Source organism: Streptomyces sp. NPDC044002 (assembly GCF_056434525.1).
In genome coordinates, this window is record NZ_JBWKEZ010000003.1 from 91,045 (window position 1) to 116,982 (window position 25,938).

26 protein-coding genes are annotated in these 25,938 nt (G+C 72.1%); 17 read left to right on the forward strand and 9 right to left on the reverse strand.

Annotation, left to right across the window (positions count from 1 at the left end):
* Nucleotides 1-79: 79 nt before the first annotated feature.
* The 4 genes from AC07A6_RS03495 to AC07A6_RS03510 all read right to left on the reverse strand — a co-directional run bounded on the left by AC07A6_RS03495 (nucleotide 80) and on the right by AC07A6_RS03510 (nucleotide 3,136).
* Nucleotides 80-676: a CBS domain-containing protein gene (locus tag AC07A6_RS03495; RefSeq protein ID WP_478775906.1), complete on the reverse strand. Its 597-nt coding sequence runs from the start codon at nucleotides 674-676 to the stop codon at nucleotides 80-82.
* 13 nt (nucleotides 677-689) lie between these two features.
* Complete coding sequence (locus AC07A6_RS03500; protein WP_478775907.1) at nucleotides 690-1,292, reverse strand: CBS domain-containing protein; 603 nt, start codon at nucleotides 1,290-1,292, stop codon at nucleotides 690-692.
* 271 nt (nucleotides 1,293-1,563) lie between these two features.
* Entirely contained in the window at nucleotides 1,564-2,433 is an 870-nt protein-coding gene (locus AC07A6_RS03505; RefSeq protein WP_478775908.1) for a universal stress protein, read from the reverse strand.
* Nucleotides 2,434-2,467: 34 nt separating this feature from the next.
* The gene (locus tag AC07A6_RS03510; RefSeq protein ID WP_478775909.1) at nucleotides 2,468-3,136 is read right to left on the reverse strand and encodes a CBS domain-containing protein; all 669 of its coding nucleotides are present in this window, start codon (nucleotides 3,134-3,136) and stop codon (nucleotides 2,468-2,470) included.
* 250 nt (nucleotides 3,137-3,386) lie between these two features.
* On the opposite strand from AC07A6_RS03510, the gene AC07A6_RS03515 reads away from it, so the two are divergent.
* The 5 genes from AC07A6_RS03515 to AC07A6_RS03535 all read left to right on the forward strand — a co-directional run bounded on the left by AC07A6_RS03515 (nucleotide 3,387) and on the right by AC07A6_RS03535 (nucleotide 9,826).
* Nucleotides 3,387-4,295, forward strand: coding sequence for a universal stress protein (locus AC07A6_RS03515; RefSeq protein WP_478775910.1), 909 nt, complete (start codon nucleotides 3,387-3,389; stop codon nucleotides 4,293-4,295).
* Nucleotides 4,292-5,155: a universal stress protein gene (locus AC07A6_RS03520; RefSeq protein ID WP_478775911.1), complete on the forward strand. Its 864-nt coding sequence runs from the start codon at nucleotides 4,292-4,294 to the stop codon at nucleotides 5,153-5,155. Before AC07A6_RS03515 ends, AC07A6_RS03520 begins: the two co-directional genes overlap by 4 nt.
* Before the next feature lie 7 nt (nucleotides 5,156-5,162).
* A complete protein-coding gene (locus tag AC07A6_RS03525) occupies nucleotides 5,163-7,739 on the forward strand; it encodes a cation-translocating P-type ATPase (RefSeq protein WP_478775912.1) in 2,577 nt (858 codons plus the stop codon).
* Nucleotides 7,740-7,741: 2 nt separating this feature from the next.
* Nucleotides 7,742-8,020, forward strand: a complete 279-nt coding sequence (locus AC07A6_RS03530; protein ID WP_478775913.1) for a DUF1918 domain-containing protein — start codon at nucleotides 7,742-7,744, stop codon at nucleotides 8,018-8,020.
* A 75-nt stretch (nucleotides 8,021-8,095) separates the two neighbouring features.
* Nucleotides 8,096-9,826 carry a sensor histidine kinase gene (locus tag AC07A6_RS03535; RefSeq protein WP_478775914.1) on the forward strand — a complete coding sequence of 577 codons (1,731 nt, stop codon included), beginning with the start codon at nucleotides 8,096-8,098 and terminating at the stop codon, nucleotides 9,824-9,826.
* 15 nt (nucleotides 9,827-9,841) lie between these two features.
* On the opposite strand, the gene AC07A6_RS03540 is transcribed toward AC07A6_RS03535, so the two are convergent.
* The 3 genes from AC07A6_RS03540 to AC07A6_RS03550 all read right to left on the reverse strand — a co-directional run bounded on the left by AC07A6_RS03540 (nucleotide 9,842) and on the right by AC07A6_RS03550 (nucleotide 11,760).
* Nucleotides 9,842-10,540: a response regulator gene (locus AC07A6_RS03540; protein WP_478775915.1), complete on the reverse strand. Its 699-nt coding sequence runs from the start codon at nucleotides 10,538-10,540 to the stop codon at nucleotides 9,842-9,844.
* 90 nt (nucleotides 10,541-10,630) lie between these two features.
* Nucleotides 10,631-11,269, reverse strand: a complete 639-nt coding sequence (locus AC07A6_RS03545) for a CBS domain-containing protein (RefSeq protein WP_478775916.1) — start codon at nucleotides 11,267-11,269, stop codon at nucleotides 10,631-10,633.
* A 26-nt stretch (nucleotides 11,270-11,295) separates the two neighbouring features.
* On the reverse strand, nucleotides 11,296-11,760 hold the full coding sequence (locus tag AC07A6_RS03550; RefSeq protein ID WP_478775917.1) for a Crp/Fnr family transcriptional regulator: 465 nt from the start codon (nucleotides 11,758-11,760) through the stop codon (nucleotides 11,296-11,298).
* A gap of 222 nt (nucleotides 11,761-11,982) precedes the next feature.
* On the opposite strand from AC07A6_RS03550, the gene AC07A6_RS03555 reads away from it, so the two are divergent.
* The 3 genes from AC07A6_RS03555 (at nucleotide 11,983) to AC07A6_RS03565 (ending at nucleotide 14,545) form a co-directional block, all read left to right on the forward strand.
* On the forward strand, nucleotides 11,983-12,222 hold the full coding sequence (locus AC07A6_RS03555) for an SHOCT domain-containing protein (protein WP_362464569.1): 240 nt from the start codon (nucleotides 11,983-11,985) through the stop codon (nucleotides 12,220-12,222).
* A 58-nt stretch (nucleotides 12,223-12,280) separates the two neighbouring features.
* A complete protein-coding gene (locus AC07A6_RS03560; protein ID WP_362464567.1) occupies nucleotides 12,281-12,751 on the forward strand; it encodes a pyridoxamine 5'-phosphate oxidase family protein in 471 nt (156 codons plus the stop codon).
* A gap of 90 nt (nucleotides 12,752-12,841) precedes the next feature.
* Complete coding sequence (locus AC07A6_RS03565) at nucleotides 12,842-14,545, forward strand: SulP family inorganic anion transporter (RefSeq protein ID WP_478775918.1); 1,704 nt, start codon at nucleotides 12,842-12,844, stop codon at nucleotides 14,543-14,545.
* Nucleotides 14,546-14,973: 428 nt separating this feature from the next.
* Here the strand turns inward: AC07A6_RS03565 and AC07A6_RS03570 are convergent, their stop codons facing one another.
* Nucleotides 14,974-16,170, reverse strand: coding sequence for a methyltransferase domain-containing protein (locus tag AC07A6_RS03570; protein WP_478775919.1), 1,197 nt, complete (start codon nucleotides 16,168-16,170; stop codon nucleotides 14,974-14,976).
* A gap of 278 nt (nucleotides 16,171-16,448) precedes the next feature.
* Here AC07A6_RS03570 and AC07A6_RS03575 point away from each other — a divergent pair, with 278 nt between their 5' ends.
* Nucleotides 16,449-16,868 carry a TOBE domain-containing protein gene (locus tag AC07A6_RS03575; RefSeq protein ID WP_386270945.1) on the forward strand — a complete coding sequence of 140 codons (420 nt, stop codon included), beginning with the start codon at nucleotides 16,449-16,451 and terminating at the stop codon, nucleotides 16,866-16,868.
* Nucleotides 16,869-16,895: 27 nt separating this feature from the next.
* Here AC07A6_RS03575 and AC07A6_RS03580 read toward each other — a convergent pair whose 3' ends face one another.
* On the reverse strand, nucleotides 16,896-18,257 hold the full coding sequence (locus AC07A6_RS03580; RefSeq protein WP_478775920.1) for a phosphatase PAP2 family protein: 1,362 nt from the start codon (nucleotides 18,255-18,257) through the stop codon (nucleotides 16,896-16,898).
* A 131-nt stretch (nucleotides 18,258-18,388) separates the two neighbouring features.
* On the opposite strand from AC07A6_RS03580, the gene AC07A6_RS03585 reads away from it, so the two are divergent.
* From AC07A6_RS03585 to AC07A6_RS03620, 8 genes are all read left to right on the forward strand, one after another.
* Nucleotides 18,389-19,246 (forward strand): DUF2182 domain-containing protein, encoded by an 858-nt coding sequence (locus AC07A6_RS03585; protein WP_478775921.1) that lies wholly within the window; start codon nucleotides 18,389-18,391, stop codon nucleotides 19,244-19,246.
* 153 nt (nucleotides 19,247-19,399) lie between these two features.
* Nucleotides 19,400-20,065: a DUF1326 domain-containing protein gene (locus AC07A6_RS03590; RefSeq protein ID WP_362464555.1), complete on the forward strand. Its 666-nt coding sequence runs from the start codon at nucleotides 19,400-19,402 to the stop codon at nucleotides 20,063-20,065.
* A 381-nt stretch (nucleotides 20,066-20,446) separates the two neighbouring features.
* On the forward strand, nucleotides 20,447-21,304 hold the full coding sequence (locus AC07A6_RS03595; RefSeq protein ID WP_478775922.1) for a class II aldolase/adducin family protein: 858 nt from the start codon (nucleotides 20,447-20,449) through the stop codon (nucleotides 21,302-21,304).
* A gap of 60 nt (nucleotides 21,305-21,364) precedes the next feature.
* The gene (locus AC07A6_RS03600) at nucleotides 21,365-22,372 is read left to right on the forward strand and encodes an ABC transporter permease (RefSeq protein WP_478775923.1); all 1,008 of its coding nucleotides are present in this window, start codon (nucleotides 21,365-21,367) and stop codon (nucleotides 22,370-22,372) included.
* Between the two features lie 49 nt (nucleotides 22,373-22,421).
* Entirely contained in the window at nucleotides 22,422-23,954 is a 1,533-nt protein-coding gene (locus AC07A6_RS03605; protein ID WP_478775924.1) for an FAD/NAD(P)-binding protein, read from the forward strand.
* Nucleotides 23,951-24,388, forward strand: coding sequence for a tyrosinase family oxidase copper chaperone (locus tag AC07A6_RS03610; RefSeq protein ID WP_386270952.1), 438 nt, complete (start codon nucleotides 23,951-23,953; stop codon nucleotides 24,386-24,388). Before AC07A6_RS03605 ends, AC07A6_RS03610 begins: the two co-directional genes overlap by 4 nt.
* A gap of 39 nt (nucleotides 24,389-24,427) precedes the next feature.
* The gene (locus tag AC07A6_RS03615; protein WP_478775925.1) at nucleotides 24,428-25,294 is read left to right on the forward strand and encodes a tyrosinase family protein; all 867 of its coding nucleotides are present in this window, start codon (nucleotides 24,428-24,430) and stop codon (nucleotides 25,292-25,294) included.
* A gap of 68 nt (nucleotides 25,295-25,362) precedes the next feature.
* A complete protein-coding gene (locus AC07A6_RS03620; protein WP_362464538.1) occupies nucleotides 25,363-25,818 on the forward strand; it encodes a MoaF-related domain-containing protein in 456 nt (151 codons plus the stop codon).
* Nucleotides 25,819-25,938: the final 120 nt, after the last annotated feature.

Genomic DNA, 25,938 nt, shown 5'->3' on the forward strand with positions numbered 1-25,938 from the left:
CTTTCAGGCTCTTCCGTTTGCAGGGTCTGTGGGAGGGCCGAGCGGCCCAACCGGGGGCCAACCGGCCCTCCTCGCCCAGTCAGCTCCGTTCGACCTCGGCGCAGGTGAGTCTGTTGTCTACGTCGACGACCCCGTCGACGCTCTGACAGAGGCGCATCACCACGGGCAGCAGCCCGGGCTGCGGCACGGTGCCGCTGAGCGTCACGAGCCCGTCGTCGACTTCGACGGTGATGGCCGAGGGGGCGAGGTGGAGTGTCCGGGTGAGGACGTCCTCGAGGATCTCTTCCTGTATCGCGTGGTCGCGGCGGAGGAAGAGCTGGATCAGATCGCTGCGACTGAGGATGCCGACCACACGGCCTTCTCCGTTGACGACCGGCAGCCGCTTGACCCGGTGCCGCTGCATGACCCGGGCGGCGCGGACCACGCTCCACTCGGGGCGGGCTGTGACGGCCGGGCTCGTCATCAGTTCCTCGGCTGTTGCCGCACCACCGGCGGGCCGGCGGCGGAGAAGGTCGGCTTCGGAGACGACGCCGACCGGGTGCCCGGCTTCGTCGGTCACGGGCATGGCGGTGATGTCGAACTCCTTCAGGAGCCGGGCGATCTCCTTGAACGCGGTCGTGCGCCGGACGGTGACGGCGGTGTGCGTCATCAGGTCCGCGACACTGCGGTGCCTCATGGCGGTCGTGCCCTCATGCGGAGACGGGGACGGTGAAATCCGCCTTGACGTCGACGACGCCCGGTACGGTGCCTGCGGCGCGTACGACGATGTCTTCCATCGCGTGGTCCGGCAGCGACCCGTTGAGGTAGGCGATGCCGTTGGCGACGTGGACGTGCACCTCGCCGGGGCCGTGCGGGATCAGCTGGTACATGAGCAGTTCGCGGATCTCGGCGCCGATGTCCTCGTCGGGGCGCAGGAAGACCTTGAGCAGGTCGCCGCGGCTGACGACGCCGACGAGGCGGCCGTCGCCGTCGACCACGGGAAGGCGCTTCAGGTGTCCGCGGGCCATCAGACGCGCCGCCGTGGGGATGGTGGCGTCCTTCGTGACCGTCACGGCCGGGCGGGTCATCAGCTGCTCGGCGGTGGTGTCGTGGGCCGTGTCGGTGCCCTGGGGCTTGAGCAGGAGGTCGGCTTCGGAGACGACGCCGACCACCTGTCCGCCCTGGTCCAGGACGGGGAGCGCGCTGACGTTCCACATCCGCAGCGCTTCCACGATGTCCTTGAACGCGGTTCCGTGGTCGACGGAGATCACGGCGTGTGTCATGACGTCATCGACGTTGCGCAGGTGCTTCATGATCTTCCTCCTCATGGGACGGCCGGTACTCGTGATGGTGTGGAGGGTGAGCCGTCCGTGGGTAGGGCCGTCCGGGGCCCGAGGCGGTCCGGCCGGCCCTGGTGGGCTTCGCCACGGGGTGGTTCCATGGAAGTGCGGAAAGGGTCCTTGCGAGGATGCGGAGAAGCGGCCGAGCGCCGTGCACCGCACAATCGGGATCCGCGAGAAGCGGGCGGACTCTTTCCGCCCTTTGCTTGGTGCCTCGCCCGGCCGTTCGCCGGTTTCCGCTCCTTCAGTCGTGGGCGATGACGGCCACGGGGGCTGCCGCGTGGTGCAGGACCGCGTGGGTGACCGAGCCCAGATGCGCGCCGAGGGGGGTTCGGCGCACATGGCGCCCCACGACGACGAGTCCCGCGCCCTGCGAGGCCCGTACAAGATGCTCGCCTGCGGATCCCATGAACACGTTGTGGCTGACGTTGACGTCGGGGAACTTGTGCTTCCAGGGCAGCAGCATGTCGTCCACCATGTGTGTGACGCTCCTGCCGATGTCCCGTTCGTTGTCCGGGTCGAAGAAGGGGACGTAGCTGTAGGCGGCCGGCATCTGCCAGCCGTGCACGGCCCGCAGCGGGCAGTCGCGCCGTTCCGCCTCCTCGAAGGCGAAGCTGAGTACCCGGTCGCACGCTTCGTGGATGTCGACACCCACGACGACCTCGGCGCCGGAGCCGGTGCCCGGGCCGTCCGGATCGTCGGCGACCCGAACGAGGACGACCGGGGTGTCGGTCGCGACCACGGTGGACATCGCCACCGAGCCGACGATGAAGCCGACCAGGCCGCCCAGACCGCGCGATCCCAGGACCAGTAGCCCAGCGTCGGCGGCCTCCGCCGCGAGGGCGGCGGCCGGCCGGGCCGTCAGGCAGCGGGTCGTGATCTCCAGATGCGGGTGGCGCCCGCGCAGTTCCTGCGCGGCTTCGGTCAGGGCCTGGTCCGCCCAGCGGTCCACGTCCTGGCGGCCCAGGCCGGGGAACACCGGGTCCAAGGGCCAGTCGACGGCGTGCACGAGCCGCAGCGGCACCTGCCGCAGGACGGCCTCCCGCGCGGCCCAGCGCGCTGCTGCCCGGCTCTCAGGGGAACCGTCGACTCCGACGGTCACGTGGTTCTTCATGGCTGCGCCTTCCTTCGTGCGGTCCGGCGCCTCATCACCACGGCATCGCGTGGCGGGCGTGGTCGGTTTGAGCGGTTTCCGTATCGTCGGTGCGGGCACTGACGTGCGATGCCACGGCGACGACCCCGTCGAGTTGCTCGACGAGGCTGAGAAGGGCAGGGAGCTGACTCCGACGCTCGACATGGCCGTCGAGGGCGACGATGCCGTCCACGACATGAACGTCGATGTCGCCGGCCGAGAAGCCGAGGGCCTCCGCGAGGATCTCGTCGGTGATACGTCGTCGTATCTCGGAATCCGGGCGCAGGAACATGCGGAGCAGGTCCCGACGGGTGACGATGCCGACGAGCCGGTCCTCCACGTCCACGACGGGGAGGCGTTCGATACCGCGGCGGGTCATCAGCCGGGCGGCGTCAGGCACTGTCTCTTCGGCATGGACGGTGACCGCGGGCGCGGACATGACGTCACCCGCGGTAGGCGGCCCAGCCGCTGTGCCGCTCTGCCTGGCGGGATCGTGGGGCGGCGCCGTGTGGGCCAGCAGGTCCGTCTGCGACACGACGCCCACCACGCGGTCCTCGTCGTCCAGGACAGGGACGCCTGAGATGTCGTACTGGGCCAGCAGCTTCGCGACGTCCTTGAAGGCGGTGCCCGGGGCCACGGAGACGACCTCGTCGGTCATCAGGTCCGCAACCTTGATGTGCTTCATGAGGCCCTCCTGCTCCGCCGTGCCACGCGAGGCTGATGTCCGGTGTGGGTGTGCCCCCACCATCCGCCGACGAGCGCCGGCGGATCGAGGGCCGAACGGTCCCATCCGGGGCCCGTAAGGGCCCGGGGCGCCAGGTCGCGACGATGGGGACCTTTGGTCCCGTCGGCGGTCCCGGGCGGCCCTCTTCCCGAAGTGCCGGCGGTGTCAGCGTGAGGGGTGTCCCTCATCGGCTTCTCGGTTGGGAGGAATCGTGGAAAGCACATTCCGTACACCGGACACCAGCTCGGTCACCGTCGGCGTGGACGGCTCGCAGTCGGCGCGCATCGCCGCCCTGTGGGCGGCCAAGGAGGCCGTACGCCGTGACCGTCCCCTGCACATCGTCTACGGCGCCGACACCGACGGCAGGGCCCTGTACCTGTCTGCGGAGACCATCGAAAGGGTCCGCGCCAACGGTCGGGAGCTCCTGGACGAAACCGCGAAGGCCGTGTCGGCCGAGTACCCCGGGCTGAACGTGACCACCGAATTCAGCCGCGCGGGCGCTGTCGACAGCCTGCACCGGTCCGGCGGGCTCCACGGCACCGTCGTGGTCGGCAACCGCGGCCTGGGCGGCTTCAACTCCCTCATGCTCGGCTCGGTCGGCATCGGTGTCGCAGCCGCCGCCATGACCCCCGTCATCGTCATCCGGGGCATCGACGGGGCCGAGGAGACCGGAACGGTTCTCGCGGCGATCCGCGATGAGCACGACCTCCTGATCGCCCGGTACGCCGCCAGGGAAGCCGAGCTGCACAAGGCCTCCCTGCGCCTGCTGCACGTGTGGAACGTGCTCCAGTCCGTCGGCGAGGTGGTCACGATGCTCGACGGCGTCGACGAGATCGCGGGCGGGCACGCAGAGGCACTGCGGGCCGTCACGGACGTGGTCCGCGGCGAGTTCCCCGACCTTGAGGTGCAGGCCGACGCCGAGAAGAGCATCTCCGTGGCCGGTGTCCTCGTCGAGGCCTCCCGCCACGCAGACCTGCTCGTCATGGGCGGACGCCGTGTCCCCAGCGCCCTTGGAGTGGCCCGCAACCTGGGCAGGGCCACGCACAGCCTGCTGCACCACGCCCACTGCCCCGTCCTCCTCATCCCGCGGACCGGCAGCGACTTCGGGAGCCGGTCATGACTCGCCAACCGGCAGGAAGCCGTGACATCGTCGTGGGCATCGACCCGGACAGGGACTGGCACCTTGCCCTGGCCTGGGCCGCCGACGAGGCACAACGGCGCAGGCTCCCTTTGCGCCTGGTGCTCGCCGTACCGCCCCAGCACGACACCCATCACGTCGATGACACCCCCGGCCAGACCGTCCTGCGGCAGGCCGGATCCGACAGGCTCGAACAAGCGTGCAGCTGGGTGCGTGACCGTCACCCCGAGGTGGCCGTCACCGGTGATCTGCTCGGCGGCCTTCCCGCCCCCGTCCTGGGCGGCGCGGCGCGAGAAGCCCGCATGATCGTCCTCGGCTCCCGTCACCTGAGCCGAACCGCGGAGATCTTCAGTGCCGGCTCGCTCGTGGTGCCCGTCACCGCCCAGGCCCGCTGCCCGGTCGTCGTCGTGGGCGACGCCGAGCACATAAGCCAGCAGCCGCCCTACGTCGTCGCGGGCGTCGACGGCAGCGCGTCAGCCACGGCCGCGCTGGACTTCGCCTTCGACGAGGCCGACCTTCGGGGTGCGGCACTGCGGGTCGTCTGCGTGTGGCAGCCGCCCCTGATCATGCTGGACGACGAGGAGGTGGCGCTGCGGGCCCAGCGCACTCTGCTCTCCGAGGCCACCGCCGGCCTGTCCGAGAAGTACCCCGACGTGCACGTCACGCACGAGGTCCTCACCGGCCACCCGGTCGAAGAGCTGGCCCGGGCCGCCGAGCATGCCCTGGCCGTCGTCGTGGGCCGCCGAGGCCGCGGCGGATACACCGGCATGCGGATCGGATCCGTCGTCCACGGCCTCCTGCACCGCGCCCACTGCCCCGTGATCACCGTCCCCACCGGATGAGTCCGCCATGACCAGCCGCACGATCGAAATGCCGGCCTTCGGCTCCCCGACCCCGGCGGGGCTGACACAGGCCGAGGCCGAACGCCGACTGGCCCAGTACGGCCGCAACGAGGTGGCACCGCCGCGGCCCACGCCGCTCCACCGTCGAGTGCTGGCGCAGCTGCGCGATCCGCTGATCATGGTGCTGCTCGGCGCCGCACTCCTGACCATCGCGATCGGCGACCACCCGGACGCCGTTGTCATCGGCCTGGTGGTCGTCTTCAACACGACCGTCGGCGTCACCCAGGAGGTCCGCGCGGACCGCGCGGTCGCCGCACTTTCCGCTCTCTCGGCCCCGCATGCCCGGGTGCGCCGCGACGGCGAAGCGTACGAGGTGTCGGCAGCGCTCGTGGTGCCCGGTGACAGTCTGCTGCTCGGCGAGGGAGACATCGTCGCCGCGGATGCCGACCTCACCGAGGCGTCCGCGCTCCTGATGGACGAGTCGATGCTCACCGGCGAATCGGAACCCGTAGCCAAGACTGCGGGTGACACGGTCAGCGCCGGCACAGTCGTGGTGCGCGGACGAGGTGCCGCGACCGCCACGGCCACAGGGGCCGCCAGCGCCCTCGGCCGGATCGCAGCACTCCTCGATGGGGACCACGAGCCGACCCCGCTCCAGCGCCGCCTCGCCTCGCTCGGCCGCATTCTGGCTGCCGTCACCCTCGCTCTGTGCGTGCTGTTCTTCGCCCTGGGCCTCGTACGCGGCCTTGGCGTGAGCACGATGGCCGTCACCGCCATCAGCCTGGCCGTCGCCGCGGTACCTGAGTCCCTGCCCGCTGTCGTCACGCTTGCCCTCGCCCTCGGAGCCCGCCGCATGGCCGCCCGCGGCGCCCTGATCCGGCGCCTTCCGGCGGTCGAGACGCTCGGCTCGGTGAGCGTGCTGGCCACGGACAAGACCGGCACCCTCACCGAGGGCCGCATGGTCGTGCAGCACGTGTGGACGCCGACGGGAGCAGCGGACGTGTCCGGCAGCGGATACGAACCCCACGGCGACCTGACCCGTGCCGGCCACTCCCTCACTCCCGAGCAGCTCCGCCCCCTGCAGGAGCTGCTCACCACGGCGGCCCTGTGTAACGACGCGAGCCTCAAGCCGCCCGGGAGCGGTTCCGAGGTCTGGACGGCCGTGGGCGATCCTATGGAGGCCGCACTGCTGGCAGCCGCTGCCAAGGCAGGTTGCCCCGCCCCGGCCGAGCTGCAACAAGCATGTCCCCGGATCGGAGAAGCTCCGTTCGACAGCCTGCGCAAGCGGATGACCACCCTTCACCACCTGCCCGACGGCAACGTCCTGGTCTGCCTCAAGGGGGCGCCCGAGACCGTCTTGGCTCCCACGGTGCTCGCCGAGCCGCCGGAGGTCCTGGACCAGGCTCGCCAGCAGGCTGCCGAGCTGGCCGCAGACGGATACCGGGTCCTGGCGGTGGCAGGCGCCGAACGGCTCCAGTGGAGTCTGTCCGCTGCCGAGGCGGAACACGGACTGAGCCTTCTCGGCCTGATCGCCATCAGCGATCCGCCGAAAGCGGCGGCCGCAGCCACCCTGGCAGCGTGCCGAGCGGCCGGTATCGCGCCGGTCATGATCACCGGCGACCACCCCGCGACGGCCCACGCCATTGCGGTACGCATCGGACTCGTCGAGGACGGCCCAGCCGATGCGGTCGTCACTGGACCTGAGCTGGCCGCAGCACCGGACACCGACCTGACCGGGGTCCGTGTTTTCGCCCGCACCGATCCCCAGCAGAAGCTCGACATCGTCCACGCCTGGCGCGCCCGCGGCGCCGTGACCGCCATGACCGGGGACGGCGTCAACGACGGCCCCGCCCTCCACCAAGCCGACATCGGCGTCGCCATGGGCGCCCGCGGCACCGAGGTGGCCCGCCAGGCCGCCGACCTCGTCCTCACGGACGACGAGCTCTCCACCGTGGTCACGGCCGTCGAGGAGGGCCGCCGCGTCTACGACAACATCCGGCGCTTCCTCGTCTATGCCATGGCCGGCGGGGCCGCCGAGATCCTCGTGATGCTGGCAGGCCCTTTGCTCGGCCTGGCCCTGCCGCTGCGGGCGGGCCAGATCCTGTGGATCAACCTCCTCACCCATGGCCTCACCGGCGTGGCCATGGGCGCCGAACCGGCCGCCCCGCAGGCCATGCGGCGCCCGCCCCGGCCGCCCGGACAGCACATCCTGGCCGCAGGCGTGTGGCAACGCCTCCTCGTCCTCGCCGCAGCCGTGACAGCGTTCAGCCTGATCGCCGGCATGAGCGCGCGCGCCATGGGCCTGCCCTGGCAGAGCGTGCTCTTCCTCGCCCTCCTCGGAGCTCAGCTCGGAGTGGCCCTGGGCCTGCGGGCCCGTTTGCTCACCAGCCAGAACCCCTTCCTCCCCGCCTCCGTGGCAGCCTCCGCCCTCCTGGCGATGGCGGCCCTGCACGTTCCCGCTCTCCAGTCGCTGCTGGACACCCAGCCGGTGGGCTGGGCCGGCACCGGGCTCGCCGCCGCCGCAGCGCTCGCGGCATTCGTCGCCGCCCGGCTCCTGCGGGGCGCATTCCACAGAAAGGCATGATCATGAACGCCTACTCGCCTGCCTACGGGCACGGGATCCACGCCGAGGTGGGTGACCAGATCATCGTGGGCGGCCCCACCCTCGGAGCACCGGGCCGCGACGGCGAAGTCATCGCCCTGCACCACGACGACGGCACCCCGCCCTACGACGTGCGCTGGTCCGACACCGGCCGCACCTCCGTGTTCTTCCCCGGCCCGGACGCCCACGTCCGGCACCTGCACGACGGACCCGGTACGTCGCGGCACGAGAAGAGGCCGTACGGCGCAATGGCCTCTCGCTGAGTGGGAAGGCCCTCCGGCCGGAGATACCGTGGAAACGATGGCCATCCCGCCGTCGCTGCCGGCCGGAGGTGGGGCATGAGCGCAGGTGGTCCGCCCGCCCGGAGCGGTGTTCCCCGGCTGCGGCTCGACGAGCTGCTGGACGAGCTCCAGGTACGCATCGACGAGGTCAGGGGCACCCGGGACCGGCTGAACGGTCTGCTCGAGGCCGTCATGTCGGTGGGCCGGGAACTCGACCTGCCGCAGGTCCTGCGCGGCATCGTCGAGGCGGCCGTGGTGCTCGTGGACGCGGAATACGGGGCACTCGGCGTCATCGGGGACGACAAGAAGCTGGCGGAGTTCCTCCCCGTCGGCATCAGCGACGGCCTCCGCGCACAGATCGGGGACCTGCCGTCCGGCCACGGCATCCTCGGCGAGCTGATCCGTCACCCCGAACCCCTGCGGCTGTCGGAGCTGTCCGAGCACCCGGCCTCGTACGGCTTCCCGGACCACCACCCGCCGATGCACTCCTTCCTCGGTGTCCCGATCCGGGTCCGCGAGGAGGTCTTCGGCAACCTCTACCTGACCGAGAAGCGCGGCGGAGCCGAATTCGACGCCGAGGACGAGGCGGTCCTGTCCACCCTCGCCGTCGCGGCCGGCATCGCCATCGAGAACGCACGGCTCTTCGAGGAGGTCCGGCTGCGCGAGCGCTGGCTGGAGGCCAGCTCCGACATCACGAGCGCCCTGCTCTCCGGAGCTCCCGAGGACGAGGTGCTCGAGGGCATGCTGGAGCGGGCCAAGGACATCACCGGCGCGGACATGGGCGCCTTCTACCTGCTCGGCTCCGGGGGCGAACTGAGAGGCTCCCTCGCTCTCGGGGACGGAGCCGAGGCACACCGCGGGATCGTCCTGCCCAGCGCCCAGGGCACCCTCGCCGAGGCCGCGCTGGCCCGCGACGGCCTCATCACGGTCCCCGACGTGGCGACCGACGCGCGCGTCACCGTGCAGCCGGAGAGATGGACTGGCTTCGGACCGGCGGTCGCCGTCACCGTGGGCACCAAGGAGAGACTGAGCGGCGTGCTGATCCTGGCCCGCAGGCACGGTCGCCCCGTGTTCGCCATCGCCGAAGTCGCCGCACTTCCGGGGTTCGCGGGCCAGGCCGCCCTCGCACTGGAGCTTGCCGACCGGCGACACGACGCCGAGCAGATGAGCCTGCTGGAGGACCACGACCGCATCGCCCGGGACCTGCACGACCTGGCCATCCAACGACTCTTCGCCACCGGCATGACCCTCCAGAGCGCCCAGCGCTTCGTCGACCACCCCCAGGCATCCGAACGCCTCGCGCGCGCCGTGGACGACCTGGACGCCACCATCAAGATCATCCGATCGACCATCTTCGGACTCCGCGAACACGATGCCCCGGGTGAGGCGTCCAAGATGCGCTCCCGCCTGGTCCAGGCCCTGGACGAGGCCTCGGCGGCCCTCGGCTTCGCCCCGGGCCTGCGGATGGAGGGGCTGATCGACACGGACGTACCGTCGGCTGTCGCGGACGAGGCCCTCGCCGTGGTGGGGGAAGCACTCACCAACGTCGCCCGCCATGCCGAAGCCACTCGGGCGGAGGTTTCCATCGCCGCGGCCGACGGAAGCCTGGTCATCACCGTGACCGACAACGGCGTCGGCCTGCCCGTGGGCGGCCGGCGCAGCGGCCTGCGGAACCTGGCGGAGCGTGCCGAAAGGCTCAGCGGCCAGATGGAGATTGCGGCGCGGGGCGACGGGGAGCGGGGCACTCGCCTGCAGTGGCAGGTACCTCTCGTCCCGCCACCGCGTTGACCGGCGCCGACGTTCTCACTGCTTGGCAGTCCCGGCGTCGTGCTCGTGGACCTGGGCGGCGATCACGGCTGCCTGGACCCGCCGCTCCACGCCGAGCTTGCCCAGCAGTCGGGAGATGTGGTTCTTGACCGTCTTCTCGGAAAGGTAGAGCTGCTTGGCGATCTGCCGGTTGGTGAGGCCCTCGCCGATGAGCTCCAGGACCGCCCGCTCCCGCTCGGACAGGGCCGCCAGGCGGGCGTCTTCCGGCGCCTTCGCCGTTTCCGGGTCGCGCAGGGAGTGCATCAGGCGGGCGGTGGTCGCGGGGTCCAGCATGGACTGGCCCGTGGCGACCGTACGTACGGCCGAGACCAGATCGGAGCCCTTGATCTGTTTCAGGACGTAGCCGGCCGCACCTGCCATGATCGCGTCCAGCAGGGCGTCCTCGTCGTCGAACGAGGTCAGCATCAGGCAGGCCAGGTCGGGCATGCGCGAGCGCAGCTCGCGGCAGACGGTGATGCCGTCGCTGTCGGGGAGCCGCACGTCGAGTACGGCGACGTCCGGCCGGAGCGCCGGCCCGCGGGCGAGAGCCTGCTCGGCCGTGCCGGCTTCGCCCACGACGGTGATGCCCGGCTCCGCGTCCAGTAGGTCGTGCAGCCCGCGCCGGACCACCTCGTGGTCGTCGAGGAGGAACACCTTGATCGGCGCCTCTGCGGAGGCGTTCGGATCGTCGGACATGGTCGCCCCTGGCTCGGTCCGTTCTATGCGTTTCCCTCAGAATTGTCTCAGGAAGGCGCACAACGCACCCTGTGGCTGACGAGAGGCACGCTAGGCAGCGATGGTGCTCTCCAGCTCCATCCGGACGTCCACGACGCCCTCGACCGCGCGGATCGCCCGCGCGAGCAGGGGGACCAGCGCCCGGTCCCGCAGCGGGCCACGCAGAGTGACGACGCCGTCCTGCACGGCGAAGTCCACGTCCACACCGGGTGCCAGCTCGGTGAGCACGCTCTGGCGGATCTCCTCCCCAAGCTCCTCGTCGGGCCGCAGGAACACCTTCAGGAGGTCGCTGCGGCTGACCACTCCCTCCAGCATGCCGAGCGCGTTCACCACGGGCAGGCGCTTGACGTGCTTGCGGGCCATGATCCGGGCGGCTTCGGCGACGGGCGCGTCGGGGTGCACGGTGATCGCCGGGCTCGACATGAGCTCCTCGGCCAGAACCGCGCCGGCCTTCGACGCTTCCTCCAGCTGATCGGGCAGCGAGGGGTCCGTCCGCCGGAACTCCTCCTTCGGCAGCAGGTCCGCCTCGGAGACCACGCCGACGACGCGGCCCTCGCCTTCCAGGACGGGAACCGCGCTGACCTTCCACTGGTGCATCAGCTCGACGATCTCCTTGTAGGACGCCTCGCGGCCGATGGCGACGGCGGTGTGCGTCATGACGTCACTGACGGTGTAGCGGGATGCGGGCATGACCGGCTCCTTCGGCGTACGGACGATCAGAGGTAGCTGCCACTGCCGTAGGGCGCGTACAGGTCGAGAAGGCGTACGCGGGCGGCCTGCAGCCGGTTGGCGAGGACCTGACCGACCCAGTGGCCCAGGGCAGAGCCGAAGGCGGCGTCGGTGTCCATCAGCGTCCGTACGCGCTCCGCGTCGAACTCGTACGCGCGGACGGGCGACATCGCCTCGGCGCCCAGACGCCAGGAGTACGGCTTGAAGAGCCACGAGCAGCCGACCAGCTGGCCGGCGCCGAGGCTCTCGATGACGGCCGCACGCCGCCCGGGCACGTGGACATCCAGGGTCACGGTGCCGGACCGGACGATCCAGAACCGGTCGGCGTGGCCGCCCTCGCGGAAGAGACGTGTCCCTTCCTCGAAGTTGACCTCTTGGGCCAGCTCCATCAGACGGGAGCGGCAGTCGGCGGGCAGTGCCTCAGAGATACGGGTGGGTGAAGGGATGCTCATGAACGGCCTCCTGTTCGAGTCCGTGTTCAGTCTTGGCGTTCCCCCTGCCTGTGGGCATGGGCCCTGTGGTCCCGTGTGTGGGCCGACCGGCCCATGCCGGGGGTCGGTGCAGTCGGAGATCCTGGCAGCAGATGGCCGACTCGCGGCCGTCGGACCCGTCCACCTGGTAGGTGCGCGATGTATTGGAATGGCCATGGCATGGGGGCCTGGGGATGGTTCGCCATGTCCCTCACCACACTGATCGTCTGGACCCTGATCGTCGCAGCGGCCGTCCTCGTGGTCCGCGCCCTCAGGCGAGACGGTGCGGACGGGCACACAGCAGCCGCGTCGTACCCAGCCTCCGGCAAAGGCGCCGAGAGACTCCTCGCGGAACGATTCGCCAGAGGCGAGATCGACGACGAGGAATACAGCCGGCGGCTCGCGGTGCTGCGGAGCCATGCACCTGGGCCCACGCCCCTTTGAGAAGCCGACAGCGGGCAAGGGGCCTGACGTCCTGCCCGCTTGACGAAGGATGCCCACGATGAAGAGCGACCCGGCCGGTACGACCATCAGTTCGCCTGCCGTCAGCATGGAGGGGCGGCAGATGGAAGAGCTCAGCCCTGACGAGGCGCTGCGGCTGCTGGGCACGGTCGAACTGGGCCGGATCGTGTTCACCCGTCACGCGCTGCCCGCCGTACGCCCGGTCAACCACCTTCTCGACGCCGGCGACATCATCGTCCGGGTCCAGGACGATTCGACGCTGGCATCCTTGCTCGCGGCCCAGGCGGGTGCGGGCGTGGTCGTCGCGTACGAAGCCGATGCCATCGACCAGGGCGAACACCTGGGGTGGAGCGTGGTCGCCACCGGCTACGCCACTGCCGTCACCGCCCCCAGCGAGGTCGAGCGCTACGCGCACCTCCTGCAACCCTGGGTCGAGGGCGCTGCATCGGGCGCCATCCGGATCAGGCCCGATCTGGTCACCGGCTTCCGTCTGTGTGAGAGCAGCACGTAGCGGTCGGTCCATTCGCGCGCTTCACCTCCTGGCAGCCCTCCGCCCGGCACGATGGTGACGCCCAGGCCCGCGTGGAGTCCCGGAGGTGCCATGCCGAAGCACGGACAGATCACGGCGATCCCGCCCGCCTTCCGTGGCTACCGGAGGAGCTGGCTACGGGGCGACGTCCTGGCCGGGATCACGGTTGCCGCCTACCTGGTGCCGCAGGTCATGGCTTACGCGGGTGTGGCAGGGCTGCCTCCGGTCGTCGGCCTGTGGGCCGTCCTGCCGGCGATGCTCCTCTACGCCCTGAGCGGCACCTCGCGCCTGCTGTCCGTCGGACCGGAGTCGACCACCGCCCTCATGACCGCCGTGGCCGTCGGACCTCTGGCCGCCGGCGACCCCACGCGCTACGCGGTGCTCGCGGCAGCCCTGGCCCTCGCAGTCGGCCTGCTCTGCTTGGTCGCATGGGCCGTCCGGCTCGGCTTCCTGGCCGACCTTCTCTCCAGGCCCGTGCTCGTCGGATACCTGGCCGGTGTCGCCCTCATCATGATGGTGGATCAGCTGCCTCGCCTCACCGGGACCAGCGGCAGCGGATCGGGATTCTTCCCCGAGCTCTTCTCGTTCCTCCGCCACATCGGCGACCTGCACCGGCCCACGACCGTCATGGCCGCGGGCTGCCTGCTCCTGCTGTTCACGCTGCCCCTGCTGGGGCGGGCTGTGCCCGGACCACTCGTCGTCCTCGTTCTTGCCACTGCGGTGGTGGCGGTCTTCGCACTGGACGAGGAGCAGGGAATCGACGTCATCGGTGCGATCCCGACCGGCCTGCCGGGCTTCGCCTTGCCCCGGCCGGCTGACCTCGCCGAACTGATCCTGCCCGCTCTCGGCGTTCTCCTGGTCGGCTACACCGACGTCGTCCTGACCGCGCGCGCCTTCGCCCGGCACGACGACCCGCACCCCCTGGACGCCAACCGCGAGCTGCTGGCCCTCGGCGCGGCGAACCTCGGCGCCGGAGTCCTACACGGATTCCCGGTCAGCAGCAGCGCCAGCCGCACCGCCCTCGCGGAATCCGCCGGTGCCCGCACACAGGCGTACTCCCTCGTCGGCGCCGCCTGCGTGGCCGCCGTCCTGCTCTTCCTGGGCCCGGCTCTGGCCCACACCCCGTCAGCCGCCCTCGGTGCGATCGTCGTCTACGCCGCAGTTCGCCTGGTCGAGGTGGGCGAGTTCCGCAGGCTGGCAGCCTTCCGCCGGCGCGAGTTCCTGCTCGCACTCGGCTGCGGTCTCGGCGTCCTCGCTCTCGGCATCCTGTACGGCGTGCTCCTCGCCGTGGCGCTGTCCGTAGCCGAACTACTCACGAGGGTCGCCCGCCCCCACGACGCGGTCGAGGGCATGGTGCCCGGTCTGGCCGGCATGCACGACATCGACGACTACCCGACCGCGCGCACCATTCCCGGTCTCCTCGTCTACCGCTATGACTCACCGCTGTTCTTCGCCAACGCCGAGGACTTCCGCCGCCGGGCGCTGGCCTCGGTCGCAGCCCAGGCGGAACCGGTGCACTGGTTCGTCCTGAACACCGAGGCCAACGTCGAGGTCGACATCACCGCCCTCGACGCAGTCGAGGCCCTGCGCTCCGAACTCACCGACCGGGGGATTGTGTTCGCGCTCGCCCGTGTCAAGCAGGACCTGCGCCACCCCCTCGAAGTCTACGGCCTGACGGCGAAGATCGGCCCGGAGCGCATCTTCCCCACGCTCCCCACAGCCGTCGCCGCCTACCGCGACTGGCAACGCGCCAGAGGGCGCGATCCCGCCCTCTGAGTAGGTCCCTGACCGAGCAGCCGGACGCTGAACCGCGGGAGGATCACAGTCGGACCTGCCTTGGTGGCGCTTCGGCCCCTGTCGGCTGGCATCGTGAAGCACGCGGAGCCGGAACTCGCCCTCGCTCATGCCGTGGACGCGGAGAGCCTCCCCGTGGAGGGGCGCGTGAATCAGGCCGCGTGCCGTGGCTCGCTCGGTCGCGCCCTGTCTGGTCCGGACGGCCATTGATGCTTCCGGGGGCAACCCCGCAGCGGCCGGGTACTCGGACCTCTGCCCTATTTGGCGGTATCCGCGCAGCCGTGACGTTGCTGCGGACCGTTCTGCTGGTGTGCGTGCTGGCGTTCGGGTTCTGGGAGGAGGAGAAGAGTGCTGAAGCAGATGTGGTCCGTGGCAATCCGACTCGGCGAATGCGGGCCGGTCCTCAGCTGTCACAGCTGCGGCAGCGTGCGGTGTGGTCGCACGGCCCGGGCCAGGAAGTGGTCGGGGGCGTCCTCGTACTCGGCGAGTTGCCAGCCGGTGGCGCGGAGGGCGGGTTCCAGGTTGGGGTGGGCCAGGAGGTCTCCGGGATCGAGGGGGCGGCCGTGCCGGGCCGCGCGTTCCGCCCGGCCCGAGGGGTGGAAGAGCAGCAGGGTGGCGCCCGGGGCGCTGACGCGGGCCCACTCGCGCAGGGCGGTCCGCGGGTCGGGCAGGTGGTCGAGGAGGCCCGCGGTGAAGATGCCGTCGAGGCGGCCGTCGGGCAGCGGGAGTCTGGTGCAGTCGGCGGCGAGCAGGCTCCCGTAGCGGGTGCGGCCGTGCCGGGCGGCGGCCCCGAGCATGGCCGGGGTGACGTCGATGCCGAGGACGCTGCCGGCCTCTCCGACGTGCGCGCGCAGCGCCGGCATGGCCCGGCCGGTGCCGCAGCCGAGGTCGACGGCGCGGCCGCCCGGCTCCAGCCGCATCCGGGCGACGGCGGACGTGTAGGCCGGGGTCTGGTAGGCGAACCGCTCCTCCCAGGCGTCCGCCCGGTGGGTGAAGAAGGCCCGGGTCGCGGTGTGCTCGGCGCGGACGGCCGCCAGCGCGGCGAACCTGCCGATCGTCCGCCGCCACCAGGGAGCGAGGCCGCCCCCGCCGTCGCCGAGCCGGAGGTCCACGCCCCAGGCGCTGCCGCCGATGCGGAAGGCGTGTGCGGTGTGCAGGTCGCAGGAGACCAGGGCCACGGCCCCGGAGGGCAGGTCGCGGAAGCCGGCGGGTCCGGGTCCGGGGCCGCAGGCCGGCGGGGCGGCCTCCGTCAGCAGCGGGTCGCCGCCGGCGGCCGGGGTGAACCCCGTCCGTCCGCATCCGGGGCTTCCACCGTGCGCCGCCCGGTCCGCGGATCCGGCCGCCGAGGCCAGCACGCGCGCCCCGGCGCCCGCCGCCAGCACGGGCACTCCGGCGGCGAGGGCGTCCCGGAGCAGGGTGACCTCCCTTCCGGTGGCCCCGGCGCCACCCAGGACGACGAGTCCCTCGATGCCCGTGAGGTCCGCGGGCGGCGCCTCGCCGGCCCAGAGCCGGACCGTGCGCGTGCTCAGCCCGGCCGTGGTGACCGCACCGTCGATGGCCGGTGCCAGATCGCCCTGGGGCACGTACTCAAGGACGGCGACGGGCACGGTGACTCCTCATAATCGAGCCACTTCGGTGGGATCAAGTGGCATCCACGCAAGGATGCCCGCTTCTTCGGCGCATATGCGAGGTGCGTCCCGAAGGGTGAGATCAACTCGGGTTTCGTCGCGTCGCGGTTCGGATCCGCAACCCGGAAGGCCCTACTCGGCTGGCGGATGCGATGTGCCTGCGCAAGGGCGTGGCCGGTGTGCCTTAGTGTCGGAGAAAGCCCAGGTCACAGCAGGTCCACGGGCTCAGAACCAAGTCATTCTGCGAGGCGTTTTCCATGAGCATGAGCATCCGCAACCAGATCCCCGGCACCGTCACGGCCGTCGCCACCGGTGAGGCGATGGCGACGGTGCGGGTCCGCCTCGCGGGCGGTCAGGACATCACCGCCGCGATCACCGCCGACGCCGTGAAGGACCTCGGCCTCGCCGAGGGATCCGCGGTGAAGGCGCTCGTGAAGGCCACCGAAGTGGCCCTCGCCACCGCCCCGGTGGAGAACATCTCGATCCGCAACCAGCTGGCGGGCACCGTCACCGAGGTCGCGACCGGCGGCGCCATGGGCTCCGTCAAGGTCACCGTCGAGGGCGGGGAGCTCACCGCGGCCATCACCAAGGACGCCGTCGACGCGCTCGGCCTGGCCGCCGGCAGCTCCGTCGTCGCGCTGATCAAGTCCACCGAGATCTCGCTCGCCGCCGCCTGAGCATCCCGACGCCGCGGGCGCGGCCCGTCAGACCAGCTCGGGCTCCGGTTCGCGGCGCTGGGCCGGCACCCGGGCCGGTCCCGGCTGCCGGTCCCACAGCCTGGTGGTGCGCACGTAGCCGTAGACCACCGAGGCCGTGGCCAGGAGGAGCAGGGGCCCGAACACCCATGGGTGGCCTGCCATCTCCACCGACAGGAAGCGGTACGACACCAGGAGCGCGGTGAAGACGGCGGTGCCGTGGACGACGAGCAGGGTGGCCCGGCGGTCCCAGCCGCGGGCGAGCGCGCGCAGCGCCGCCTCGATCGTGAGCGTGAACACCACGCCGGAGATGATGTCCGCCCCGTAGTGGTAGCCGAAGCCGAGCGTCGCGCCGAGCGTGGCGACCAGCCAGAAGGCGCCGAGGAAGCGCAGGGCGCGGGGTCCCTTGCGGGAGTGGATGAAGATCGCGGTGGCCCAGGCGGTGTGCAGGCTGGGCATGCAGTTGCGCGGGGTGACCTCGTCGAAGGGCATGGGCTGCGGGACGCCGACGGGCGGCGCCGTGTGCGGCCACAGGTTGGCCAGCGCCCACTGCCCGCCGTCGACGCCGTAGGCGAGGATCGGCCCGACCACCGGGAAGACCATGTAGATGCCCGGTCCGAGCAGGCCGACGACCAGGAACGTGCGCACCAGGTGGTGCGCCGGGAAGCGGCGCTCGGTCGCCACGCCGCGCAGCTGGTACAGGGCGACGAGGACCGCGCCCACCGCGAGCTGGATGTAGACCCAGTCGAGGACGTGGTGGCCGATCGGCCCGGTGGCCTCCACGATCCGGCCCGCCACCCACGAGGGGTTGCCCAGGGCGTGGTCGGCGGCCGCCACGTACTGGTCGAGCACCATCGGCCGGGTCTTCGACGTGATCAGCAGCCAGGTGTAGCCGGTCTTGCGGCCGGCGACCAGCAGCAGGGCCAGGCCGACGCCCTTCAGCAGCAGGGCGCGCTCCGCCCCGGTGCGGCGCACGAGGGCGAAGACGGCGCAGCCCAGGGTCACCCACAGGGCGCCGCTGCCGACCATGTTCTCGGCGCCGGCCGCCGACCGTACGAGCCAGAACACCAGGTCGATGCCGATCGCGGCGCCGAGCGCGACGAAGCGCTGGCGCCAGGTGAGCACGACCATCATCAGCGCCATGCTCGCGTACAGCACCGTGCCCGACCGGGGGGCGTACACGGCCTCCCGCGCCTGGCTGACGATCGGACCCGGCACGCCGTAATGGCGCGCGGCGATCTCCAGGGCGACGAGGAACCCGAGGCCCGTCAGGCCCACCGCGGCCCACAGGAGGGCGCGTGGCCGACGCCGGTTCCCGGACGCGGTGGCGCTGTTCTCGCGCGGAAGCGCTCGTGGTTCCTCAGATATCAATTTTCAGCCGATGTTCATATTTCAACCGATCAGTGTTGGCTCGAACATGTTAGCTGAGCGGGTCGCGCCGACCGGAAGAGTGAGCGAATCTGGAGGGGTCCTCGGGCACACGCGCCCCAGGGAGGCGCACCATGCCGCACATCCGCCCCGGCGCAGCCGCGCCGGCCCGGCCCGGCGTCCTGCTGCCCCGGCGCGAGCTGGCGGCCGGATGGACGCTGATGGTACTGATCGCCGTACTCGCCTGGGCGGTCACCGTCGGCCAGTCCCGGCGGATGCCGATGGAGCCCGGCACCATGGGCATGGCGCCGCCGCTCTTCCTCGCGCTGTGGGTGGTCATGATGGCGGCGATGATGCTGCCCTCGGTGGCGCCCGTGGCCATCACCTGGGTCCGCGCCATCGGCCGCCACTCGGCGGGTCCCGCCCGGGTGCTGCGCACCACCGCCTTCGTGAGCGGCTACCTGTTGGCCTGGACCGCCTTCGGGCTGCTGGTCTACGGGGTGCTGGCGGTGACCGGGCGGCTGGTCGGGGGCAGTCCCGCCGCGGCGCGCTGGATCGGCGCCGGGTCCTTCCTCCTCGCGGGCCTCCAGCAGTTCGGGCCGCTGAAGCGGATCTGCCTGCGGCACTGCCGCAACCCGATGTTCCAGCTCGCCCGGTACGCGCGCTACCGGCGGTGGGCGAAGGACCTGCGGGTCGGCGCGCACCACGGCCTGTACTGCGTCGGCTGCTGCTGGGGCCTGATGGCCGTGCTGATCCCGCTCGGGGTGATGAACGTGGCCGCGATGGCCGCCGTGGCCGCCGTGATCTTCCTGGAGAAGCTCTGGTGGCGGGGACCCTGGCTGGCCCGGGCCGTCGGCGTCGCCTTCCTCGTCCTCGCGGTGCTCGCCCCCTTCCAGGACTGGCTGCTCCCGGGCCTGCAAGAGGCGCCGATGGGGGACATGGACCCGATGGGGGACATGGGTCCGATGGGGGACCCGGGTCCGGCGCGGTGAGCTGCGGCGGGGTGAGCGCTTTCCCCGGCGCGGCCGGGGGAGGAGAATCGAGCTGATGGCCCGCGCCGCCGAACGCCCCCGGCGATGCCCGTCCGGGAACTGCCGGCCATGTGCGTCCCGCCGCGCGGCGCGGGGTCACGTGGAGGCGATGAGATGTCCGAGACCACAGCCACCACCGTCCCGGCCTGGCACGCGGCCGGGGACTGGTTCGACACGTGCAGGTGCGATGTCCCCTGCCCCTGCTCCTTCGCCCAGCTGCCCACCTACGGCGAGTGCGACGGAGTCCTCGCCTGGCACATCCGCGAGGGCAACTACGGCGAAGTGGCGCTGGACGGCCTGAACGTCCTGATGCTCGGTTCCTTCGTCGGGAACGTGTGGGCGGAGCACAGCGACACCTACGCGGCGGTCTTCCTCGACGAACGCGCCGACGACGCCCAGCGCCAGGCACTTCAGATGATCTTCGGGGGTCAGGCGGGCAGCTGGCCGGCCGAGATGGTGGCCATGATGAACGCGGAGATGCGGGGCATGGACTTCGCGCCGATCCACATCGAGGTCGACGAGGACCTCGGCGGCTGGCGGGCCACCATCCCCGGCCGGGTCGAGGCCGCCGCGGTGGCCCTCACCGGGCCCACGACCCCGGAGGGCGCACGGGTCCAGTCGATGAACCTGCCCGGCTCCGAGACCGGCCCGGGGCAGGTCGCCACCTGGGGCCGCGCCACGGCCAACCGGGCCGACGCCTTCGGCTTCCAGTGGGACCGGGGAGGCCAGTCCAGCAAGCACATCCCCTTCGACTGGACCGGACCTGACGGACAGGCCTGACGGACAGACGGACAGACGGACAGACGGACAGACGGACAGACGGACAGGCGGACAGGCCTGACGGACAGAACCGACCCCGGCGCAGGGCCCGGCACGCACCACCGCGGGGCGGTCTGTGCCGCTATGCCCGTAATCCGGCCCGCTGCGCAAAGGTGAAACGCACGGTTATGAAGCCGCCCGGAGCCGCTGGAGGCCGAAAAACCACCCCTCCGTGGGACAGGATTCAGGTGCAGGAGCTGACGCCCTCCCCGCCGCAACACCCCGACTGACCAGGGGTTTCGGCGAAATTCCCCCTACCCGCAGCGGGCTTCGCGCTGCCCTGGCGCGGGTGGGGGAGAAGGGGACGGGCGGGCCCGAATCCGACCTTCCAGGAGACCCGACGTGTCCACCGCCGCACCCGAAGCCGCCGCACCCGAAGCCGCCGCCACCGAAGCCGCACCCGAACCCACCGCCCCCGAAGCCTTCCTCGCCGACACCCACACCGGCCTGCCGATCCCGGCCGACCCGGTGTTCGCCTCCGCCGACGACGAGCGCCGCCACCGCAAGCAGCGACTGGCCGCCGCCATGCGGCTGTTCGGCAAGGCCGGCTACGCCGAGGGGATCTCCGGCCACATCTCGGTCCGCGACCCCGAGGACCTGGACACCTTCTGGGTCAACCCGTTCGGCGTCTCCTTCAACCGCGTCCGCGTCGCCGACCTGATCCGCGTCGACGCCGCCGGCCGCGTCGTCGACGGCACCGGCAAGGTCAACCCGAGCGCCTTCACCATCCACTCCAAGATCCACGAGCGCCCCGAGGCCAACGCCATCGCGCACGGCCACACCGTCCACGCCCGCGCCCTCGGCGCCCTGGAACGCCTCCTGGAGCCCTACGACCAGGAATCCGCCGCCTTCTACCAGGACCAGGTGCTGTACGGGGACTACGACGGCCCGGCCATCAAGATCGAGCACGGCCAGGACATCGCCGACCGCCTCGGCGCCAAGCGCGCCATGCTGCTGCGCCACCACGGCCTGATCACCGTCGGCGGCTCCCTGGAGGAAGCGGTCCACTGGTTCTTCACCTACGAGAGCTGCGCCCAGGTCCAGCTGCTGGCCCTCTCCGCCGGGCGGCCCGTCCCGATGTCCCACGAGCAGGCCCTGCTGGCCCGGGACGGCTTCGGCGACGAACAGCTCGGCCGCTACAGCTTCCAGATCATGTGGGACGAGATCACGGCCGAACAGCCGGACCTGCTCGACGAGTAGGGCCGCCCGCGCCCCCGCGCCCGCCACGCCCCCGGCCGCACCGGATCCCAGGAAGCAATCATGAGCTCAACTGCCTCACCGCGCGCGGAAGCGCGCACCATCCTCATCATCGTCGCGATCGTGCAGTTCGTGATCGGCGGCTGGTTCTCCTGGTCGGCGTCCCACGCCGCGCCCCGGGACCTGCCCGTGCTCGTAGTCTCCGCACCCGGCGCCGCGCAGAGCGCCGAACAGCTCGCCGGCCGGCTCCGCGAGGCGGCCCCCGGCGCGTACGCGGTCGAGACCGCCGCGGGCGTGGAGGAGGCCGACGCCGCGCTGCGCGACCGCAAGGCGTACGGGGCCCTGCTGCCCACCGCCGGCGGACTCGAACTGCGCCTGGCCTCCGCCGCCTCGCCCACCGTCGCCCAGACGCTGACCGGACAGGCGCAGGAGCTCGCCGGCGGCCCGGTGCTCGTCACCGACGTGGTGCCCGCCGACGCCGACGACCCGCACGGCGCGGGCCTGGCCATGGGCTTCCTGCCCCTGCTGATCACCGCCGTGATCGCCGCCCTGCTCTTCGTCCTCAAGGTGCGCGCCGCCGGAGCCAAGTTCCTCGGCGTCATCGGCTTCGCCGTCGCCTCCGGACTGCTCAGCTCCCTCATGCTGACGCACCTCAGCGGGGTGGCACCCGGCAACTACTTCGTCAACGCCGGGATCGTGGCCCTGCTGGAGCTGGCCATGGTCTCCGTCATCACCGGCCTCGGCTCGCTGATCGGCCCGCCCGGCATAGCCGTCGGCGCCGTCCTGATGTTCGTCGTCGGCAACCCGCTCTCCGGACTGGCCTCGGCCCCCGAGATGCTGCCCCAGCCGCTGGGCGCCATCGGCCAGTTCCTCCCCGCCGGAGCCGCCGCGACCCTGCTGCGCACCTCCGGCCCCTTCGACGGCGCCGGCGCGGCCGGTCCGGTCCTGGTGCTTGCCGTGTGGGCGCTGGTCGGCCTCGGCCTGCTCTACGCGAGCTCCCGCCGCCGTCCCGCCGCCCCCGCCGCCCCTGCGGCCGCCGCGGCCGAGCCGCAGCCCGCCGCCGCGCACTGACGCCCCGCGGGCGCCCCTCCCGCCGACTCCTCACCACGAAAGGCCGACCATGACCACCGACACGAACGACCGCCCGCCGACGCGCATCGGCCTGGTCGGCGGAGGGGCCGCGGCCGTCTGCCTGCTGGACCGGCTCTCCCGCACCCAGGGCCGCGGCCGGGGCTCGGTCACCGTCTTCGAACCCTCGGGCAACCTGTGGCGCGGCCGCGCCTACCAGCACGACGCCGACGCCGTCCTCGCCAACATCATCCCGGCCGAGATGAGTGCCCGCACCGGCGCCCCCGACGACTTCCTCGACTGGCTGCGCGCCTCCGGACTCCCCTACGGGCAGGGCGACTACGCCGCCGACGGCCACTTCCCGCCCCGCCACGTCTTCGGCTCCTACCTGGAACGCACCGCCGAGAACGCCGTGGGCGAGCTCTCCCTCGGCGGCTGGCCCGTCGGCATCGTCCGCGACGCCGTCGTCGCCGCCCGCGAGGCGGGGGAGGAGGTGGTGCTGACCACCCGCGACGGCCGTACGCACACCTTCGACTACGTGATCTGCGCGGTCGGCGCCGGCCGGCCCGCCGACCACTACGAACTCAGCGGGAACCCCGGCTACTTCGGCGACCCCTACCCGCTGCGCGACACGGTCGCCGCGATCCCCGCCGACGCGGCCGTCACCGTCCTCGGCACCGGCCTCGCGGCGGTGGACACCGTCGTCACCCTCGCCGCCCGCGGCCACCGCGGCCCCCTCACCATGGCCTCCCGCAACGGCGCCCTCCCGGCCGTGCGCCAGCGGCCCGTCTTCCCCGAGATCCGGCACTTCACCCCCGCCGCCCTGCACGTCCGCGCCGCCGCCGCCCACGACGGCCGGCTCGGCCTGGACGACGTACTGGAGCTGCTGGAACGGGAGCTGGCCGAACACGGCGCCGACCCCTCCGCGGTGGTCGCCGAACTGGCCTCCCTGGGAAGCGAATCCCCCCTGGAGCGGCTGCGCCGCCAGTGCGACCGCATCGACGAGCCCGACACCGGCATGCGCGTCATGCAGCACGCCGTCCCCGAGAGCGGCCCCGACGCCTGGACCCTGCTGCGCACCGCCGACCAGGACTTCATCCGGGAGCACCACTACCGGGCCGTGATGAGCCTGTGCTGCCCGATGCCCCCGGCCAACGCCCGCAAGCTGCTGGAACTGCACGAGAGCGGCGGGCTGCGCGTCCTGCGCGGCCTGTGGAACGTCAAGCCGCTGGCCGGCACCGGGTTCCACGTCGCGGCCGACGGCGGCGAGTACGAGAGCGACGTCGTCGTCAACGCCGTCAGCGCGCCCTCCCACCGGGTCCCCGCCCAGGCCCGCCCGTTCGTCGACTCCCTCGTCGAGGACGGCATCGGCGAGTACCACCCCTACGGCGGCCTGCACATCGAACCGTCCACCAGCCGGGCCATGGGCGGCGGCCGGGCCCACCGCCGGATGCACGCGATCGGCGACATGGGCGCCGGGACGCTCTTCTTCACCTCCGGCATGCCCTCCGTCCTCGAACGGGCCGACGACATCGTCCGGGCCGTCGTCCAGGACATCACCACCCCTCAGGAGCAGTACGCGTGAACACGATCACCCGCAGGGACATGATGCGGGCCGCGCTGACCACGGCCGTCGTGGTCGGCACCAGCGCCGCCGTCGCCCCGATCGTCCTGGCCGAACCCGCCCGCCCCGACGCCCCCGCGGGGACCGGCACCGCCGCCGGACAGGGCCCCCTCCCGGGCAGCTTCGACGAGGTCTACCGGGGCCGGCGCATCCAGGGAGGCCCCGTGGCCGTGCGCTACGCCTCCGCCCGGAGCGCCGCCGCCCCGGCCTCCGGGCCCGGCATCGAGATCAGCATCGACGGCCGCCCGCTGCACGTCATGCGCCGCGCCGACGGCAGCTACCTGAGCCTGGTCAACCACTACCAGTCCTTCCCCACGCCGCTGGAGGTGGCACGGGCGGCGGTCGACGAGATCGGCACCGCGCAGCTCTCGACGGCCCGGCTCCACCACCACTGACGTCCCGCAGGGCCCCGACAGATCGAGGAACAAGCACACGTGTACACGCGCAAGAACCAGAAGGACCTGGACGCCGGCGAGCGCGCGAGGTTCGTCACGGCCCTCCTGGAGGTCAAACGACGCGGCGTCTACGACGAGTTCGTCCGGCTGCACGGCCAGTACTTCGTCTCCGACGGCGAGGGAGGGCAGCGGGTGGGCCACATGTCCCCCTCCTTCTTCCCCTGGCACCGCCAGTACCTGCTGGAGTTCGAGCGGGCCCTCCAGCAGGTCGACCCGAAGGTGACCCTGCCCTACTGGGACTGGACCACCGACCAGTCGCCCACCGCCGGCCCCTGGACCGACGACTTCCTCGGCGGCAACGGCCGCCCCGGCGACCACCGGGTGATGACCGGACCGTTCGCCTTCGACCGGGGCGGCTGGCCGGTGGAGGTGGGCGTCACCGAGGAGAAGTACCTCATGCGCGACTTCGGCCACCCCGCCGACCCGGTCGCCCTCCCCACCCCCGCCGAACTGGCCCGGGCCGTCGACGACCCGGTGTACGACTCCGCCCCCTGGGACTCGACCTCCACCACCGCGGGCTTCCGCAACAAGATGGAGGGCTGGACGGTCGGGGAGAAGGAGGGCTGGCACAACCACAACCGGGTCCACCTGTGGGTCGGCGGCCAGATGACCGGCGGGACCTCGCCCAACGACCCGGTCTTCTGGCTCCACCACACCTTCATCGACCTCGTCTGGGCCCGCTGGCAGGCCCGCCACCCCGGCTCGGTCTACGAGCCGCGCCGGCCCCTGCCCGCCTCCGACCCCCAGCACGGCCGCGTCATCAGCCTCGACGAGCCGATGTCCCCGTGGCAGGTGCGGCCCTCGGAGCTGCTCGACCACACCCGCTTCTACCAGTACGCACCGTGACGCGCCCCGCGCGCCCGCTGCCCACATCCGCACCCGCACCCCGTCACCACCACCGAGAAGGAACCGTCATGCGCCTGCGCACCACCGTCCCGGCCCTCGCCGCCGCCACCCTGATCGCCCTCGCCGCCGCCCCCTCCGCCCAGGCGGCGGCCCCGGCCCCGGCTCCCGCCCCGGCCGCGGCCTCCGTCGCCGCAGCCGTCCCCGCCTTCGCCGGCCACACGTACGTCCTGACGCTCGACAACGGCGCCGTCCTGCGCAACTCCTACTCCGCCGACGGCACCACCCTCGACTGGACCGCCCTGGAAGGCCCCATGGCCGGGCACAGCGGCCAGGAGAAGCTGTCCGTCCGCGCCGTGGGCGAGGGCCTCTACTTCGTCAACTGGGTCGAGGCCTCCGGCATGACCGTCAGCCACGTCATGGACCTCGGCCGCGGCACCGTCAGCGTCTACTGGACGTACGCCACCCCCGACGGCGGCCGCGCCGGCGAACTGCACACCGCGACGCTCCAGCGCGTCTCTTCTTGACCCGCACGGTGACGCGGGGCCGGCGCCACGGACACAGGGCCCCCGCGCCTCTGTCCCCCAGGGGACCCGCCCCCCCCCCCTCCACCCCCCCAGGGCCCAGCCGGGAAAAACAAAACGTCC